The 18,527-nt window shown below is 30.5% G+C and carries 20 protein-coding genes; 18 read left to right on the top strand and 2 right to left on the bottom strand.

Annotated features, from left to right (window positions below; genetic code table 11):
* The first annotated feature begins 98 nt into the window (after positions 1 to 98).
* The 4 genes from vraF (at position 99) to HMPREF2706_RS10395 (ending at position 4,983) form a co-directional block, all read left to right on the top strand.
* On the top strand, positions 99 to 860 hold the full coding sequence (gene vraF, locus HMPREF2706_RS10410) for an ABC transporter ATP-binding protein VraF (protein ID WP_002433512.1): 762 nt from the start codon (positions 99 to 101) through the stop codon (positions 858 to 860).
* Positions 850 to 2,739, top strand: coding sequence for an FtsX-like permease family protein (locus HMPREF2706_RS10405; RefSeq protein ID WP_023350706.1), 1,890 nt, complete (start codon positions 850 to 852; stop codon positions 2,737 to 2,739). The genes vraF and HMPREF2706_RS10405 overlap by 11 nt, the downstream gene beginning before the upstream one ends.
* A gap of 601 nt (positions 2,740 to 3,340) precedes the next feature.
* Positions 3,341 to 3,958, top strand: coding sequence for a DUF47 domain-containing protein (locus tag HMPREF2706_RS10400; RefSeq protein WP_002433514.1), 618 nt, complete (start codon positions 3,341 to 3,343; stop codon positions 3,956 to 3,958).
* Between the two features lie 14 nt (positions 3,959 to 3,972).
* Positions 3,973 to 4,983: an inorganic phosphate transporter gene (locus HMPREF2706_RS10395; protein ID WP_002433186.1), complete on the top strand. Its 1,011-nt coding sequence runs from the start codon at positions 3,973 to 3,975 to the stop codon at positions 4,981 to 4,983.
* Between the two features lie 295 nt (positions 4,984 to 5,278).
* Here HMPREF2706_RS10395 and HMPREF2706_RS10390 read toward each other — a convergent pair whose 3' ends face one another.
* The gene (locus HMPREF2706_RS10390) at positions 5,279 to 6,088 is read right to left on the bottom strand and encodes a LysM peptidoglycan-binding domain-containing protein (protein WP_002433301.1); all 810 of its coding nucleotides are present in this window, start codon (positions 6,086 to 6,088) and stop codon (positions 5,279 to 5,281) included.
* 429 nt (positions 6,089 to 6,517) lie between these two features.
* Here HMPREF2706_RS10390 and HMPREF2706_RS10385 point away from each other — a divergent pair, with 429 nt between their 5' ends.
* The 9 genes from HMPREF2706_RS10385 to HMPREF2706_RS10345 all read left to right on the top strand — a co-directional run bounded on the left by HMPREF2706_RS10385 (position 6,518) and on the right by HMPREF2706_RS10345 (position 15,335).
* Entirely contained in the window at positions 6,518 to 7,177 is a 660-nt protein-coding gene (locus HMPREF2706_RS10385; protein ID WP_002433380.1) for a Bax inhibitor-1/YccA family protein, read from the top strand.
* 282 nt (positions 7,178 to 7,459) lie between these two features.
* On the top strand, positions 7,460 to 9,619 hold the full coding sequence (locus HMPREF2706_RS10380; protein WP_070862366.1) for a helix-turn-helix transcriptional regulator: 2,160 nt from the start codon (positions 7,460 to 7,462) through the stop codon (positions 9,617 to 9,619).
* 125 nt (positions 9,620 to 9,744) lie between these two features.
* Positions 9,745 to 10,104, top strand: coding sequence for a transcriptional regulator, SarA/Rot family (locus HMPREF2706_RS10375; RefSeq protein ID WP_002433103.1), 360 nt, complete (start codon positions 9,745 to 9,747; stop codon positions 10,102 to 10,104).
* Between the two features lie 302 nt (positions 10,105 to 10,406).
* On the top strand, positions 10,407 to 11,123 hold the full coding sequence (locus HMPREF2706_RS10370) for a YebC/PmpR family DNA-binding transcriptional regulator (protein ID WP_002433248.1): 717 nt from the start codon (positions 10,407 to 10,409) through the stop codon (positions 11,121 to 11,123).
* Entirely contained in the window at positions 11,123 to 11,590 is a 468-nt protein-coding gene (locus HMPREF2706_RS10365; RefSeq protein WP_030059146.1) for a cupin domain-containing protein, read from the top strand. The genes HMPREF2706_RS10370 and HMPREF2706_RS10365 overlap by 1 nt, the downstream gene beginning before the upstream one ends.
* A gap of 415 nt (positions 11,591 to 12,005) precedes the next feature.
* Entirely contained in the window at positions 12,006 to 12,611 is a 606-nt protein-coding gene (locus HMPREF2706_RS10360; protein ID WP_002433428.1) for a ribonuclease FAU-1 family protein, read from the top strand.
* 92 nt (positions 12,612 to 12,703) lie between these two features.
* Complete coding sequence (locus tag HMPREF2706_RS10355) at positions 12,704 to 13,558, top strand: LysR family transcriptional regulator (RefSeq protein WP_002433389.1); 855 nt, start codon at positions 12,704 to 12,706, stop codon at positions 13,556 to 13,558.
* 124 nt (positions 13,559 to 13,682) lie between these two features.
* Entirely contained in the window at positions 13,683 to 14,840 is a 1,158-nt protein-coding gene (locus HMPREF2706_RS10350; RefSeq protein WP_168992770.1) for a sugar efflux transporter, read from the top strand.
* A gap of 6 nt (positions 14,841 to 14,846) precedes the next feature.
* On the top strand, positions 14,847 to 15,335 hold the full coding sequence (locus HMPREF2706_RS10345; protein WP_030059142.1) for a DUF456 domain-containing protein: 489 nt from the start codon (positions 14,847 to 14,849) through the stop codon (positions 15,333 to 15,335).
* A 69-nt stretch (positions 15,336 to 15,404) separates the two neighbouring features.
* Here HMPREF2706_RS10345 and HMPREF2706_RS10340 read toward each other — a convergent pair whose 3' ends face one another.
* Positions 15,405 to 16,094, bottom strand: a complete 690-nt coding sequence (locus tag HMPREF2706_RS10340) for a DUF1129 family protein (RefSeq protein WP_023350700.1) — start codon at positions 16,092 to 16,094, stop codon at positions 15,405 to 15,407.
* A gap of 143 nt (positions 16,095 to 16,237) precedes the next feature.
* Here HMPREF2706_RS10340 and HMPREF2706_RS10335 point away from each other — a divergent pair, with 143 nt between their 5' ends.
* The 5 genes from HMPREF2706_RS10335 to HMPREF2706_RS12415 all read left to right on the top strand — a co-directional run bounded on the left by HMPREF2706_RS10335 (position 16,238) and on the right by HMPREF2706_RS12415 (position 18,519).
* Entirely contained in the window at positions 16,238 to 16,693 is a 456-nt protein-coding gene (locus tag HMPREF2706_RS10335; protein WP_030059140.1) for a GNAT family N-acetyltransferase, read from the top strand.
* 57 nt (positions 16,694 to 16,750) lie between these two features.
* Positions 16,751 to 17,188 (top strand): SA0632 family lipoprotein, encoded by a 438-nt coding sequence (locus HMPREF2706_RS10330; protein WP_030059138.1) that lies wholly within the window; start codon positions 16,751 to 16,753, stop codon positions 17,186 to 17,188.
* A gap of 141 nt (positions 17,189 to 17,329) precedes the next feature.
* On the top strand, positions 17,330 to 17,626 hold the full coding sequence (locus HMPREF2706_RS10325) for a hypothetical protein (RefSeq protein ID WP_030059136.1): 297 nt from the start codon (positions 17,330 to 17,332) through the stop codon (positions 17,624 to 17,626).
* Between the two features lie 122 nt (positions 17,627 to 17,748).
* Entirely contained in the window at positions 17,749 to 18,309 is a 561-nt protein-coding gene (locus HMPREF2706_RS10320; protein WP_002432980.1) for a GNAT family N-acetyltransferase, read from the top strand.
* Between the two features lie 78 nt (positions 18,310 to 18,387).
* Positions 18,388 to 18,519, top strand: coding sequence for a hypothetical protein (locus HMPREF2706_RS12415; protein WP_256322979.1), 132 nt, complete (start codon positions 18,388 to 18,390; stop codon positions 18,517 to 18,519).
* Positions 18,520 to 18,527 lie beyond the last annotated feature (8 nt).

Below are 18,527 nucleotides of genomic sequence, written 5' to 3'. Positions count from 1 at the left end.
GTTATAATATAAGTGTATAAAGTGATGATAATTTGAACTTGTTTAGCTTTGGCTGAATTAGAGAGCATAAATGTTTAAAGTAAGTCAGGAGTGATGATTTGACTATATTAGAAGTTAAACAATTGTCAAAAATATATGGAAGTAAAAATGTAGCTCAAGAAGTATTAAAAGATATTAATTTGAGTGTAGATGAAGGCGAATTCATCTCAATTATGGGACCATCTGGTTCAGGGAAGACAACATTGTTAAATGTCCTAAGCTCAATTGATTATATGACAAAAGGTTCAATTACATTGAATGGTAAACAATTAGAAAGATTATCTAATAAGCAACTTTCTGAAATAAGAAAAAAAGATATTGGTTTTATCTTCCAAGATTATAATATCCTACATACTTTAACGGTAAAAGAGAATATTATGCTACCTTTATCTGTTCAAAAAGTTGGAAAAGAAGAAATGGCTAGACGTTATAATCGAATTGTTGAAGCGTTAAATATTAGTGATATTAGTGATAAATATCCATCCGAGTTATCTGGCGGCCAACGTCAACGTACTTCTGCAGCAAGAGCATTCATTAATTTACCTTCAATTATATTTGCTGATGAACCAACAGGAGCTTTGGATTCTAAAAGTACTCAAGACCTACTCAAAAGATTGACCTATATGAATGAAAGATTTCAAACAACGATTATTATGGTTACGCATGATCCAGTTGCAGCAAGTTTCTCAAATAGAGTCGTTATGCTAAAAGATGGACAAATTTTTACTGAAATATATCAAGGTGATGATGATAAACAAACTTTTTATAAAGAAATTATCAGAACACAAAGTGTACTTGGTGGAGTAAATTATGAGTTTTAATCAGATTATCTTTAAAAACTTTAAGCAAAATATTGCGCGTTATGCCATTTATCTATTATCACTAATTATAAGCGTGGTATTATATTTTAGTTTTGTTACATTAAAATATGCTCACCATCTTCATGGAAATCAATCCTACCCGATTATTAAAGAAGGTTCTCAAGTTGGTAGTTATTTTCTTTTTATAATTATTATTGTATTTCTACTTTATGCAAATTTTTTATTTATGAAAAGACGAGGGCGTGAGCTTTCACTTTTACAAATTATAGGACTAACGCGATCAAACATAATGAGAATGATTATGCTTGAGCAATTAATGACATTTGTAATAACAGTAATTATTGGTATTGCTGTAGGTATTTTTGGTTCGAAAATACTTTTAATGATTGTGCTTCGATTACTGGGCATAAATATTAGTGTGTCTATTATTTTTAATTTTCATGCAGTGTTAGAGACTCTTTTACTCATTTTGGTAGCGTATATACTTATTATTATTCAAAGTTACATTTTTATACGTAAACGTTCGATTCATGAGCTTGCACATGATTTTACTAAAAAAGAAGTAAATGATACTAAAATTACATTGAGTGAAGTTATCTTAGGTTTACTTGGGATTATTATGATTTGTGTTGGATACTTTTTATCAACTAAATTAGTTGAAAATGTTGATTCAATTTTACAACCTTTCGTTATTCTATTTTTAACTGTTTTAGGATCATACTTTTTCTTTAGAAGTACTGTATCTTTAATTTTAAAAACTATACAATACTTTAGAAATGGCAATGTCAGTGTGACAGATGTCATGTTTACATCATCTATCATTTACCGTATCAGAAAAAATGCTTTTTCATTAACGGTGATGGCAGTTGTGTCGGCTATTACAGTTTCTGTGCTATGTTTTGCGGCTTTAAGTAGAAGTACTTTAACGAATGAAGTCTTACTAAGTTCACCTCATGACGTCACTTTGAAAAGTCAAAAGCAGGCAAATCAGTTAGCATATGAATTAAACAATCGTAACGTTGAACATTACTATAATTATAAAGAAGTTGTCTATGCTCATTTGTATAAAGATCATATGTTTACAGAAGGTATTTCAAGGCCAAGTGTGATTGCTGTAACAAGTGATAAATACATCCCTAATGTTAATATTGGTAGTGGTCAAACAGATATCATAGTCCCTAGAGGTTCAATTAAAGATGTAGTTAAAGTTGATCGTAAAGGTTCAACTCTTATAGGTACAAAAAATAATTATGTTAAAGTAAAACTCAGAAAAGCAATTAATAAAGTTTACTTTATGTCTAGTGTAGATTTAGGTGGAGCAACACTCGTGTTAAATGATGAGGATTATCAGAGATTGAGAGAACACGCTAAAGGAAAACATATTGTATCTCAATATGGGTTTGATATAAAACACAAAAAGGACTTACCTGAATTGGAGAAAATCGTCCAAAGTATTAGTAAAGATATTGAAACACGTAGTGAAGCTGCAAGTGAAATATCGAGTTTAACTGGCGTACTATTATTTGTAACATCATTCCTAGGAATAACGTTTTTAATTGCTGCTGGCTGTATTATATATATTAAACAAATTGATGAAACTGAAGATGAGTTAGAAAACTATTCTATATTGAGAAAACTTGGTTTTACGCATCAAGATATGGCAAAAGGGTTGAAGTTAAAAGTCATTTTTAATTTCGGTTTACCTTTGATTATTGCGTTATTACATGGTTATTTTGCGTCGATTGCCTACATGCATTTAATGGGTGTAACTAATCAATTACCTATATTTATTGTTATGGCTTTATATACAGGTATTTACGCAGTGTTCGCGATTATAGGCTATAATCATTCTAAGCGAACAATTAGACATTCAATTTAATTCACCTATTATAGAATAGAATATTATGATTTATGAGGCTTAGCATCACAAGACAATTTGATGCTGAGCCTTAATTTATGGATAATGGTTATTTTTTAAATCACATAGCTTAAATAAATGCATTTGGAAGTGCATGTTTAGTTACATATCAATATTGTTTAGCATCATTTTATAAATATTTGAATTTTAAGAGAGAAATCGTTAACTTTGTAATGGAGTAGAATTTAAGCGCTCTAATTAATTTTTTGATTGATTTCTAAAATTAGAATTTCGTTTTAGAATTTGATCACTAATTTAAAAATAGGACTATGAACATCTTATTCAGGAAAATATGTAAAGTTTAAGTTTCTTATTTGTTAAGAATTTGTAAATAGAATTGTAGTTATGTAAATTTTGTGCTATTTTCAAGTAGGGACAAAACGGGATATTTAAGAACATCAGCTTGTTTTAACTTTATAATTAATTTACATATTTTTTACAATAAGAGTATTGCTTACTACTTTTTTCTGAAAATTGTAAATATGTTCCTAAACCACTTGTCTTACGGATTAAAAATTTATGAATGTGATTGGTGACAATCGCTCAAAATGGAGGATTTTGAATGTTTAGTAAGAAAAAGGATAAGTTCATGGTTCAATTAGAAGAAATGGTATTCAACCTAGATCGTGCAGCAATTGAATTCGGAAAAATGGATTTCAACACACATTTAGATTTGAAAGCTTATTCTGATAATATTAAAACGTATGAGTCACATGGTGACGAGTTGATGCACCAAGTTATTACTGACTTGAATCAAACGTTTATTACACCAATCGAACGTGAAGATATCCTATCTTTATGTAATGCAATCGACGATGTTTTAGATGCGATGGAAGAGACATCTGCTATGTTTGAAATGTATTCAATTGAATATACAGATGAATACATGGCTGAATTTGTTGAAAATATTCAAAAAGCAGTTGCTGAAATGAAGTTAGCAGTAGGATTATTAGTAGACAAAAAATTATCTCACATGCGTATTCATTCTATTAATATTAAAGAATTTGAAACAAATTGTGACGGAATCTTAAGACAGTCAATGAAACACATCTTTAACAGTGAAACAGATCCAATCACATTAATTAAAATAAAAGATATTTATCAAAGTATGGAAGAAATTGCTGATAAATGCCAAACAGTTGCTAATAACTTTGAAACTATAATTATGAAAAATAGCTAAGGGAGTCCTCATTTATGTCATATATTTTAATCGTCACGATAGCTATAGTTATATTTTCATTAGTATTTGACTTTATCAATGGTTTCCATGATACTGCCAACGCTGTAGCAACTGCTGTTTCTACAAGAGCTTTAACTCCTAGATCTGCTATTTTATTAGCAGCAGTAATGAACTTTATTGGTGCCTTAACATTTACTGGGGTAGCCGGAACAATTACAAAGGATATTGTTGATCCATTTAAATTACAACATGGTCTAGTTGTTGTTTTAGCAGCAATTATTGCAGCAATTATTTGGAACTTAGTAACTTGGTTATATGGTATTCCAAGTTCTTCATCACATGCATTAATTGGGTCAATTGCTGGTGCGGCTATAGCTTCTCAAGGTTCATTTGCAGTACTACATTATCAAGGATTCACGAAGATAATTATTGTATTAATTATTTCACCAATCATTGCATTTTGTGTTGGTTTTATTATGTATTCTATCGTGAAAGTCGTATTTAAAAACGCAAATTTAACACGTGCAAATCGTAACTTTAGATTTTTCCAAATCTTTACTGCAGCATTACAATCATTCTCACATGGTACGAACGATGCTCAGAAATCAATGGGGATTATCACTTTAGCATTAATCGTTGCGAATCTTCAGACTGGTTCAAGTGTAGAACCTCAGTTATGGGTTAAAATTGCTTGTGCCACTGCAATGGGTCTGGGTACAGCAGTAGGTGGTTGGAAAATCATCAAAACTGTTGGTGGTAACATTATGAAAATTCGTCCGGCTAACGGAGCAGCAGCAGATCTTTCTTCTGCATTAACAATTTTCGTAGCGTCATCACTACACTTCCCGTTATCAACAACTCACGTTGTCTCTTCATCAATCCTTGGTGTAGGCGCTTCTAACCGCGCTAAAGGTGTAAAATGGAGTACAGCTCAACGAATGGTTATTACTTGGGTAATTACGTTACCAATTTCAGCATTATTGGCTGGCATTGTGTACTTTATCATGCATCTATTTTTAAAATAAGATATAACATAGCAATATTAGATATAAAGACTTGTAACTTTAATAAGCTTATAAGTAGCAAAATACCAACAAAATCAAAGGTTTTGTTGGTATTTTTGTGTTTTGAATAATAAATTTGTGAGGGGGATTAATGTTTATACCCAGGAAATATTTAACTGAATGGTTAAATTTTTCATTATTATTAGTAATGGCGGAGTATAAATAACTACGACATATATAATAGAAGAGAATTTGGCATAAAAAAACCACTTAAGACGGGTAGATGCCTTAAGTGGTAATCAATAAATCTATTGAATTAATGAATATAAGCGTAAAGTGATACTTCTGAAGCTGGAATTGTACGATAATCAGAGTTGTATGGTCCATTAGTATAGTTCATTTCTGAGATTAGAATACTTCCGTCTCCATTAACTCGTTCAACATAAGCAACATGACCGTATGGTCCTGGAGTGCTTTGCATAATAGCACCTACAGTTGGGTTATTATCTACTTGATAACCATCATTTGCTGCGTTTGCTGCCCAATATTTAGCATCTGACCAATATGTGCTAATTGGTTTACCAGCTTGTGCACGTTTATCGAACACGTACCAAGTACATTGACCTTCAGTATATAAGTTTTGGTGGTTAAATGAAGGTGAGTTGTAATCATTTCCTGTAGATGGAGTAGCTGTACCAGCTGCACCAGCGCCTGATCCACCATTAGGTACTTTTAATGTTTGGCCAGGTGTAATTAAATAACCATTTAAATTGTTTGCTTTCATTAAAGCGTTAACTGAAACACCATATTTATTGGCGATAATGTTTAATGATTCTCCAGCTTTTACAGTGTGTGTAGAAGCTGAACCTGTGTTAGAAGAAGCGTTTGAATTAGAGCTTTGTGAAGCACTTCCACCTACATTAATAACTTGTCCAGGGAACACCATGTTATTATTTAAATTATTATTTTGTTTAATGTTTTCTACTGAAGTATTATATTTTTGAGCAATACTCCATAAAGATTCTCCTGATTTAACTTTATGCTGGGTTGAAGCTTCAGCATCATGATGTGAAAGTACTGCGGCTGCACCTGAAGCGGCTGTTACTGCAAAGGCTAACTTTTTCAAAGTGACTCCTCCTTAAATGTAATTAAATTAAATTGATTGTGTTTATTATGTAGACATTTGTCCCCAGAAGTCTTAAAACATGAACCTAACTCTTTAATTACTTTTGACTATACTTTCTTATTACGTACCCAATACTAACAAAAATAATAGCCTCTGTGGGCTTTGTTATTATCTTGTAATATTGTTAACAATTTTTACGAAAAGTACATATAACCTGTATTAGTTGATTTTAAAGGATTTATAGACTTTTTTGATTAAAATTAATTCATGAAAGTTTTATAAATTGTAATAAAGTAATATTAATTATAGATAAGTTTTCGGAAACTTCTTTATATTTAGATAATACTAAGTTAAACACTTTAGAATTTTTATTGGTTATTGTAAACTTTTAGTAATTGAGAATTTTTTAGTATAAAAGGAGATTAAAAAATGTCCCAATCGACTCAAAGTGCAAACAAATCACAAAATCACTCTAAAGATAAGCATCAATCCCATGCTTACGGTAAGGTATGGCTGTTCTTTATGTACTATTGGATTATTTTTGGAATAGGTTGTTACTTCGGTCAATACTTACCTATGTCTTGGAGAAAACCTCTATCTATAGCGTTATTTGTTATTTTACTGGCTACATTATTTATAAAACGGGCGCGTAAATATGGTCTCATCATCTCGCATATATACGCTATTATTGTCGGACTACTTTCATATGCGATGTTTACTGCATATCTACAAAATTTAGGTGCAGAAGTATTTTATAAAAATATTTTACTTGCAATAGGTGCATTTATAGCGTTTGGTATTGTAGGGTATTTCTTAATTAATGACGCATCAAGTATGGGAAAATATTTATTTGTTACTTTAATAGCATTAATTATTGCTAGTTTAATAGGATTATTTATTCATAACCCTATATTCCATACTGTAATCACAGTTATTAGCTTGTTATTGTTCCTATTATATACACTTTATGATTTCAATAGGATGAAAAGAGGTCAGTTTTCACCACGAGAAATGGGCTTTAACCTATTTATCAATTTATTAAATATAATAGAAGATATACTAAGATTAGCTAATCGTTTCAAAAATTAAATCTATAATGTTTAATATTCAAGATGTGGGCGTATTTCTTCCTAATGAGAGCATTTGAGTTATTAAATGGCTTGATAATTGTTTGAGTTATGGAATTTTAACGCCACATCTTTTTTTAATGTATAATTAGATAGAACAGATACATAAAAAATAATTGATTATATATATAATTTCGCTTTTGATATAATTTTCATATTGTGTTAAATTGGCGTTTATCGAATGTGAACAATGGTTAAGTATTATTTATAGTAGGCTATTTAAAATAGGAAAAGAGGTAAAGTAATGTCACATTCCTGTTTGCATATACTTTCTAAGAACGAGTATTCAACAACAAGATGCCAAGATGGGATACTCTTATTTTGGCCAATTGAGGGAAGTATGCATCTTCAACAATTCAGAAAGCAAAGAACGATTAATAATGAATTATATATTGTTAATAATATGGATGTTTTTGGAATCAATGACAATGGAACTACATTAGAAATGTACATTTCTAGTGATTGGTTTGCAGAATTAGGATATGCATTTTTTGATTACCACTACACTGCTGAGTTGATTAAATCTACAAATGAAATTAAATATTTGATGGCTCAACTTGCATTAAATTATATTGATGGGAACACTGAAAAAGAATATGAACTTATTAATAAAATTGTTGAAATGCTTGCTCAGGAAGCGAGTATAGATAAAAAAATAGCCGAAGATCAATACATTTATGCCTTTTATGGTGACTTAAAAGATGAATTAGATTACATATACAATCATATGAGTGAAAGGTTAACTTTAAGAGATATCTCGAACCAACTCTACATATCAAAATCTAATCTGTCTTCTCAATTTCACACTCTAATGGGAATGGGGTTTAAAAAATACGTTGATACATTGAAAATTAGTAAATCTATAGAAATGTTATTAACCACGAATAAAACGATTAGTCAAATTAGTGATGCACTAGGATTTAGTAACGCCTCGACTTATTCTAAATTATTCAAGAATTATCTAAGTGTGACACCTAATGAATATCGGACTATGAAAAAATATGATAAATATAATGGTTGTACAGATGAAACGGTGCCAGAAAACAAAAAAAGGCCATTAAAAAAACTCATCCGTTCAGTTATACCTAACGATGTTTCAGATATATATGATGAAATTAGAATTGATAATTCACAAATTGTAAATGCTTCTCCTTTTTATTCAGTCATCCAAATTCATACTATTGAAGAAATGAAGTTGCTATTTTTAGAAGGACTTTATCAGAAAATGGGTTATGAAGGGTCTAATATTATCTTCTACTTTATGCCTTATTTATATGAGTATGGCAAATTATTAACACAAAATGAAAAAAATTATATTAGCCAAACTATTATTGAAAATGATTTACATATAGCTTTCAATGTTAATGAAATTGAACATATAAATGACTTAATAGAGAGTTTTAAAACAAGTCTTAAGCAATTGGACAAGAAAAATCACAATTCTAATTATGAGATTCAATTTATTTTCAATTTAAATGATAAAGATATACGTAGTGTATATAGAGATATTTTAAAAATGCAGAATACACACATAAATTATACTATCGGTTTAGATATTAGTTGTATGGTCGACGATCCAGCTCAATTTAAATCTTTAGAAGCGCAAATTAAAAGACTAAAATTTGATTATCTCTATATAGACAATGCACAATTGACATCTCCTTATTTAATGGATAGCAATGAAGGTCTTCTATTGAAAAATGTTCTACAGTTGAAACACTTAAGTGTAAATTTAAATCAATTTGATTTTAGTAAAGAAAACCTCATCTTTTTAAACTTAGTTAATCACCAACTGTTAAATAATGAAGAGATTGATTTAAGTCATAGTGCACCACTCTTATATCTGTCTGTTATTAAATTAAAAGAGCATTTTTCAGGGTACGGCTTAAATTTATTTTCTCATCCAGATTTATTTAATTCTGTTCATTTATTTGATGAAAATGGTTTTAAAACAACATATGGGTTAATATTTAATGATTTAAGTTGGATGATTAATCAAAACAAAGTTAAAAATGGGTTCTATAACATTATTGATAGTAGCGATAGATATCTCCTTTATTTATATGATTGGCGAGTAGTTGAAAGCGAATCAAGCATAGACAACTTTAATAATATTGATATTTACATTAATTTTTGTGAAGAAGAACTTAAAGATGAATATATATGTATGATTGTAAAAGTTGATAATGAGAGTGGGAACATTAATCATATTATTCCACCTAATTTACGGAATGAATATCAATGGTCTACTAAATTTTTAATCAAAGTAGAAGATAATTTTAGACCTAATATTGAAATTTTTGAGCATGATTTTACAGAATCGTCATTAAAGCTAAGCTTGAAGTACAATTCGGCTTATCTTGTAAAAATCTATAAAAAAAATAACAAAATAAAAAAGGCGTAACACAATTCAATTTAAATTTATTGGTAATTTTGACATATGATTAAAAACAAATGCCAAAGACAATTATCCAGATATTTAGGATAATGTTACTATACATTGTCTAGATATATTTGGAGGTGCGCGTCTTGAATGAACAGAAGCTAGAAAAACTACTAGGATTTTACAAACAATATAAAGCATTATCTGAATATATAGATAAAGAATATAAGTTGACATTAAATGATCTTGCTGTACTAGACTTAGCTAGAAAGTATTGTTCGGATGAACAAATACTTATGCAATCATTTTTAAAAATAGCTATAAGTGAATTAGAATTAAGTAGAACAAAGTTACTAGTATCAATTCGAAGATTAATAGATAAAGAGAAATTAAGCAAAGTAAGATCAACTAGAGATGAAAGAAAAATTTTTCTATATATGAGTGAAGAAAACTTGGAAATATTTAATGCTTTATTTGATGACGTTGAAAACTTTTTAAATATCTAATTGAGGGTGTCGATTTATAAATATTATAAATCGACACTTTTTATGTTTATTCCATGTATACATACATAAGTATTATGCTAGATAGAGACTGATATAAATCACAAAATTTTTAGCACAAAGATGAGAGGAACTAAAAAGCATCTTTGTTTTTTAATAATAATTGTAGAAAACAGAATAAATTCAGTTAAATATCACTTTAAAAATATTGATATAGCAGTAGTTTACATCTGTTTAAGAGATTTTACAAAAATTACTGCTAAATATATAATGAAGAACATAGAGTACGAAAGTGAGATGACATTATGGGACGTAAATGGAACAACATTAAAGAGAAAAAGGCCCAAAAAGATAAAAATACGAGTAGAATTTATGCCAAATTCGGCAAAGAAATATATGTAGCAGCAAAATCTGGAGAACCTAATCCAGAATCTAACCAAGCACTAAGATTAGTATTGGAACGTGCTAAAACATATTCAGTACCTAATCACATTATTGATAGAGCTATTGATAAAGCTAAAGGTGCTGGTGAGGAAAATTACGATCATTTAAGATATGAAGGCTTTGGACCAAGTGGTTCAATGTTAATTGTTGATGCCTTAACAAATAATGTGAATCGTACAGCTTCAGATGTGCGTGCAGCCTTCGGTAAAAATGGCGGAAATATGGGTGTTTCTGGTTCAGTAGCTTACATGTTTGATCATACAGCGACTTTCGGTGTAGAAGGTAAATCTGCAGATGAAATCTTAGAAACATTAATGGAACAAGATGTTGATGTGAGAGATGTCATTGATGAAGATGGATTAACAATTGTTTATGCAGAACCTGATCAATTTGCTCAAGTTCAAGATGCTTTACGTGAATCTGGGGTTGAGGATTTTAAAGTAGCAGAATTTGAAATGTTGCCTCAAACAGATATTGAGTTATCTGAAGAAGATCAAGCCACATTTGAGAAGTTAGTGGACGCACTTGAAGATTTAGAAGATGTTCAAAACGTATTCCACAATGTAGATTTAAAATAATGAAAACTTCAAAAGAGTGGATTCAAGAACTTAAATTAATAGCTCATCCTGAAGGCGGTTATTATAGAGAAACACTACGTGAAGATACGCTTAATAGAGCACCTTATAGTAGTATATATTTCCTCTTAACACATGACAATATTTCTCATTTTCACCGAATTGACGCAGATGAAGTATGGTATCATCATGCCGGAGAAACATTAACTATTCACATGATTACACCACAAGGTAAGTATCGTAGTGTGAAATTAGGTCAAAATATATCCGCTGGAGATGTATTACAATATTGTGTTCCTAAAGGTACAATATTTGCATCTTCTATAGATGATAATGAGGGTTATAGCCTTGTCGGATGCATGTGTCAACCTGCCTTCGAATTTGAACATTTCGAATTGTTGAAACAAGACCAATTGTTAAAGCATTATCCCGACTTAGAAAATATTATAAGAAAATACGCTGTATTGTAATAAATGAAGCCTTTAAATGGATTTAAACTTAGTCCGTTTAAAGGTTTTTTTAATATAAATTAAACTTTTAGTGTCAAAATAAGTTTGTTAATTGGCTGAGTCAAAGAGTTTTTTCGCAACATCTACAATATATTCAAGTTCTTTCATTACTTTTCTTCAATTAATTTATTTCTTTCTTTTGTTGAGGCAAAATAACATTTAAGACTTACCACTCATTAATTAGAAAATTCTGGAAATATCTAGAGTTAATATTAAAACATAGTAACATTATCAATTTTAAGTAAATTACATCAATTTATAGTAAAATAGTTTTAATATAATTTTGAAAATAACAGTGTAAAAGTCATTAATCTAAAAACATTAAGATGACATTAACTAACCAGTTTTATATAATAAAAATAAGGAGTTGGTGACTGTGAAAGTAAAATATATAGACAAACGTCACTGGCGTCGCCTGGTAGAGAGAGAGTATACAGAGGTTAAAGTTAATAATAATAGATTTAAAGGTATTATCGGCTTGGTCACGATGAAAAAGGTTCGTGAGCCTTTAGAGGTGACGGTAGTTGGACAAAACATAATAGTTGCAGATGACAATTATAGATGGTTGCAAATACTACCAGAAAAAAAGCGATATAGTATTACAGTCATGTTTGATGATAAAGGTAATCCGCTAGAATATTATTTTGATATTAATATTAAAAATATCACTCAAAAGGGAAATGCACGTACGTTAGATTTATGTTTAGATGTGCTGGTGTTACCTACTGGGGAATATGAACTTGTAGACGAAGATGATTTGATGTATGCCTTGCAAAATAAGCAAATTTCTAAGAAACAATATCATGAGGCTTATATTATTGCTCATCAATTAATGATTGAAATAGAAGAGAACTTTTCAGAGGTTCAAGACAAGGTCATGCATTGTTACAATAAAATTTATCATAAATCTCTAAGAAATAAGCATAAACGTCCTTTTAAACCCAAAAATAAGCATAAACATCACCGACGTAAAGCAAAGTAATGACATTAAAAGGATATGTGGTTGAAGGTTAATCAACTAAAGCTAAATCATCATAGCAAAGATTTAAGGATAGAAATATTTAGGGGGACGCTATGAAAATTGATGATTATCGTTTACTCATCACTCTAGATGAAACAAAAACGTTACGTAAAGCGGCAGAGATATTATATATTTCACAACCAGCTGTAACTCAACGTTTAAAAGCGATTGAGGGTTCGTTTGGAGTAGAAATATTTATTCGTACAAAAAAACAATTGATCACTACAACTGAAGGCGCTATGATTATTGACCATGCGCGTGATATGTTGAAACGTGAACGTTTATTCTTCGATAAAATGCAGGCACATATCGGAGAGGTGAATGGTACGATTTCAATAGGATGTTCGTCTTTAATCGGCCAAACGTTATTACCCGAAGTATTGAGTTTATACAATACACAGTTTCCTAACGTAGAAATCCAAGTTCAAGTAGGATCTACTGAACAGATTAAAGCAAATCATCGAGATTATCACGTCATGATTACCAGAGGGAATAAAGTCATGAATCTATCTAATACACACCTATTTAATGATGACCACTACTTTATTTATCCCAAAGATCGACGTGAGGATGTTACAAAGTTACCATTTATTGAATTTCAAGCAGATCCTATTTATATTAATCAAATTAAGCAATGGTACAATGATAATTTAGGTCAAGATTATCATGCAACGATAACGGTGGACCAAGTTGCAACTTGTAAGGAAATGCTTTTAAGTGGTGTGGGGGTAACGATTTTACCTGAAATTATGATGAAGCATATCGATAAAAATATGTTTGAATTTGAGAAGGTTAGTATTGATGAAGAACCTCTCATACGCTCAACTTATATGAGTTATGATGGAAGTATGTTGCAACTGCCTCAAGTAGATTCATTTGTAAATCTAATGTTGAATTTTATTCGATAAATTTTTAAAAGGTATTGCTATTTAGTCTATTTTAAAAAAAGTACAATTTAATAAAAGAATAGAGGTTTGAAAATTGTTTACAGCACTGTTTCATATTAAAAACTATAAACTGTTTGTTGTGAATATGATGCTACTCGGCATGGGTATAGCAGTGACTGTACCATACCTCGTCTTATTCGCTACAAAAGATTTAGGAATGACAACAACTCAATATGGTTTATTATTAGCATTAGCTGCAGTTAGTCAATTCGTAGTGAATTCAATTATTGCTAGGTTTTCTGATACACATAATGTTAATAGGAAAGTCCTTATTATTAGTGCACTATTCATGGGTGCCGTAAGCTTTTCTATTTATTTTTATGTTCATCAAATCTGGTTATTTATAGTTCTATATGCAATTTTCCAAGGTTTATTTGCTCCAGCAATGCCGCAATTATATGCTTCTGCAAGAGAGTCAATTAATATCTCAAGTTCGCGAGATCGTGCGAAGTTTGCAAATACCGTGTTACGTTCCATGTTTTCATTAGGATTTTTATTTGGTCCTTTTATAGGGTCACAATTAATCGAATTAAATGGATATTCTGGGTTATTTGGTGGAACGGTAGCTATTCTATTGTTCACCTTAATTCTACAAGTCTTTTTCTATCAGAATTTACCAGTTGAATACCAAGTCTCATCGCAACATCATGTTGAGAAATCCGCTCCAAATATGTTTAAAGATAAAGCATTATTTATTCCGTTTATCGCGTTTATTCTTTTACATATTGGACAATGGATGTACACGATGAATATGCCATTATTCGTCACAAATTATCTAAGAGAACGTGATAGTTATGTAGGATATTTAGCGAGTTTATGTGCTGGTCTTGAAGTGCCTTTCATGGTTATATTAGGTATTATATCAGCCAAATTTCCAACACGAACTTTACTACTTTTTGGTTCGCTCTTTGGCGGCGCATTTTATTTTAGCATTGGTGTATTTAAAAACTTTTACATGATGTTAGCTGGTCAAGTTTTCTTAGCAATTTTCTTAGCTATACTATTAGGATTAGGAATTAGTTACTTTCAAGATATTTTACCTGATTTCCCGGGTTATGCCTCTACGTTATTTGCGAATGCAATGGTTATAGGTCAATTATGTGGAAATTTATTAGGTGGCGTTATGAGCCATTGGGTTGGTTTGGAAAATGTCTTTTTTGTATCAGCGACGTCAATTCTAATTGGTATGATACTTATTTTCTTTACAAAAGATCAAAAAATAACTGAAGAAGATATGGAGTAGATTTAGATGACAGCAGTTTTATGGATAATTATTATCCTCATGTTTGTCTTAGCATTTGTAGGCTTAATTAAGCCGATTATTCCATCAATGCTAGTCATGTGGATAGGTTTTTTAATTTATCAAATAGGTTTTAACGATGGCCGTTTATCATGGATATTTTACGTAGCTATGATTTTATTTACTTTATTTATTCTCGTGGCTGATTTCATGATGAATAAATACTTTGTTAATCGATTTGGTGGAAGTAAAGTGGGCGAGTATACTGCGCTTGTAGGTGTTATCGTTGGGTGTTTCGTATTTCCACCATTTGGCATAATATTAGTTCCTTTAATTGCAGTATTTGTTGTGGAATTATTAAATGGTTTTGATTTTAAGAAAGCTTTAAAGGTGAGTTTAGGCTCTGTTGTAGCTTTTCTAGCTAGTACAGTAGCTCAAGCAATCATTATGGTCATTATGGTAATCTGGTTCTTTGTAGATGTGTTCTTAATTAATTAATGCTTTGTTGAAAATAAAAGACTTACTTTCAGTAAAATTCTCCCGTGGGAAGACTGAAACTAAGTCTTTTTACATGCGTGTGTTAGCGTCTCTATTATAAAAATGATGGTCAACATAAAACGCAATAGGCGTAATTAAAATTGCAATAATAATAAACGTCCAATTACTTACATTAATATAAGGCCCAAATGCTAAAAATGACTGAGGAATAAAAAATACATAAAACAGGGTAATTAATAGCAAAGCTATAACGCCATATGTTAACCACCAAACCCAATGTGAATTATTAAAGCATTGTAATTGAATTGTCCTAAAACTCATCCATATAAATAAGAATATTATAAAGAGACCTACGATTACAGTTATTGGGAAAGTATATAGATACAAGTAGTTACTATCTCCTCCAATAAAAAAGCCAATAAATCCCTTTAAGAAGCAAAACATGCCTATTAAAAATATAAAATTATGATATATATACTTAAAAATGTTCTTAATGGTTTCATTGGGTAGCGCTTTAATTTCTTTTTTAGCATGTGCTTTAGGATCATGATCAAAGAACTCCATCGCTAGCATGCCTTTATCTTCAGCACGAATCAAATGTTTCAAAATGCGATTTAACATAAGTTCTGAATCATGAGGATTCACGCTTAAGTCAGCGCGAATATACGTCATGTAATTCTCAAATATTTCACGATCGGTGTTGTTAAGTCGTAAAGATTTAACATTATTCTCCTTAGTTAATTGTGCTGTAGATTTCATGATAATTTAAGTGCTCCTTCATTTTCTAAAAGTAAAACCTCATAGACAATTCTTATTTATAAATAAAATATATGACGTGTTATTATGACTAATAATATCATATAAGTGTTATTAATATCATTAACAATTGAGGAGTTCTTTATATGAAGAAAATGACATTGGAAGATGAGAGTTGGATTAACGAAATAGCTAGAATACATGAACATTTAATCTCAGAAAATGAATTTAATTATCAAGTGACTTCAACATCAATGGCATTAAGATATGAAATGATTATTTCAAGACTAAAATATGCGAATGATATTATTTTAATAAATGAACATGCGGGTAGTCTTAAAGGATTTATTTGGGCGCATTATGAACCGCAGCTCAAAATAGTACAAATTGAAGTACTATATGTAAAACCAGACTTTAGAAGACAAGGAATTGCTTCAAAGTTAAAACGAGATATTGAGCAGTGGGCGAATTCAATGGATGCTATAAGTATTGAAAGTACAGTTAATAAAGAAAACAACGACATGGTAAAATTAAATGAAAATTTAGGCTATCAAACGTCGCATCTAAAAATGTCTAAAAAATTAAAGGGAAAAAATGAATAAATTAAAAAAGCATGTTAAAATAAATTGTATTTATAAGTTTTAACAAAGGAGTCTATCATGAAAAAATGGTTCACTTTACTCTTAGCATCAACTTTAATGTTAACAGCATGTGGTAAAAGTAACGAGAAAGCTTCTTTAGAAAAAAGCATTGACCAATTAGAGAAAGAAAATAAAGATTTAAAGAAACAGAAAAAAGATTTAGAAAACCAAAAAAACAAACTTAAAGATCAGCAAGATAATCTTCAAAAAGATATCAACGAATTGCCGGCTGAAGATTCGTCTAGTAACTCATCTGAAAAAGATTCATCTAATTCAAGTGAAGATAAAAATTCAGAAGATTCTTCAACGACTAATTCAGAACAATCAACAAATTCTACAAAATCGAAGCAATCTAACCAAGGACAAACGCCTAACAAAGAGACACAAAAAAGTGACTCTACAAGTAAGAATAACGATTCTAAAACTACTTCCAATACACAAAACTCAGATCAATAAACGTTTGATGCAGTTTTGAATAGGGTAATATAATTGATAAATTACACAAAATCAATTTACAAAGTGAGTATTTAATACTATTTTGAATTAAATTTATGAAAGATGATTGATACTACACATCTATAAGAGGAGAGATTAACGATGCACGAACAAGATTTTAATATTTTAGAAGAACAAAATATTACGTTACCTGAATTGGGCAGAGAATTAGAAAATATTACTGGACGTACTATTATTGATTCAACTAGTGAAATTAAACGTGTGATTGCACATTTACCAAACTTTGAATCTGATACAGACACATTCGTTGCAACATATCGTTTAAACCATCAAAATGATTTTATTGATGCAACATTTACTGCACCTAAAGAACAGCGTGATCGTTTAAAAGAAATTCCTGTTCACGTAAAATTAATTAGTTATATTTCTAAAGCATAAAAATTAAACATAATGACAGAAATGATTAGCGCGATATGAATGTGGGGACAACTTCATAACGCGTTAATTTTGTATTAGAATAATATTGAATTAAGCTTTATGGGTAAAATGGAGTGTTTAACATGGGAACTTACATTGAAACTGAACGTTTGAAGTTGCGTGATTGGGAAGAAAAGGATTTATTACCATTTCAGAAAATGAATGCAAATCAGCAAGTCCGTAGGTATTTTCCAAGTTTATTAAGTTACCGTCGTTCAGAACTTGATATGAAAAAAATGGATGAAATTATCAAAGATAATGGAATCGGCCTTTTTGCGGTTGAATTAAAGGAAACAGGTGAATGGTTAGGGTTTATAGGAGTAAACTACATCCCCGAAGACAGCAAATATCCTTTTAAAGAACTACCTTTTTATGAAATTGGTTGGCGATTAATTCCTGAAGTTTGGGGTAACGGATTAGCTACTGAAGGTGCACAGGCTGTATTGTCATACGCAAAAGAAAAAGGCATTACTGAATTATATAGTTTTACATCTGAAACAAATCTACCTTCAAGAAAGGTAATGGAGAAAATAGGAATGACCTTCTTAGATAACTTCGAATTTCCAAACCTAAGCAAATACCATCCCCTCAAACGCCATGTTAGATATTACATAGAACTACTTCCTTCACAAAGTGAAGGTTAGTAGTTCTTAGTGCAATTGCAAGAGCAATTGTAAACCTTGAAGATACTTCCTTCACAAAGTGAAGGTTAGTAGTTCTTAGTGCAATTGGGAGCGAGACAGAAATCAGTAAATATTGATTTCGTTGTCTTGCCCCCGCAAGTGCGATTAGGTTTTGAAGTACCATTTCTAAATGTGCTTCAAAGCCAATCGCATACTGCGATACAAACATAATAAGATGA

Source organism: Staphylococcus sp. HMSC067F07 (genome assembly GCF_001837405.1).
GTDB lineage: Bacteria > Bacillota > Bacilli > Staphylococcales > Staphylococcaceae > Staphylococcus > Staphylococcus capitis.
The sequence above is the reverse complement of the archived record's forward strand: the minus strand, read 5'-3'. Positions and strand labels throughout refer to the sequence as shown.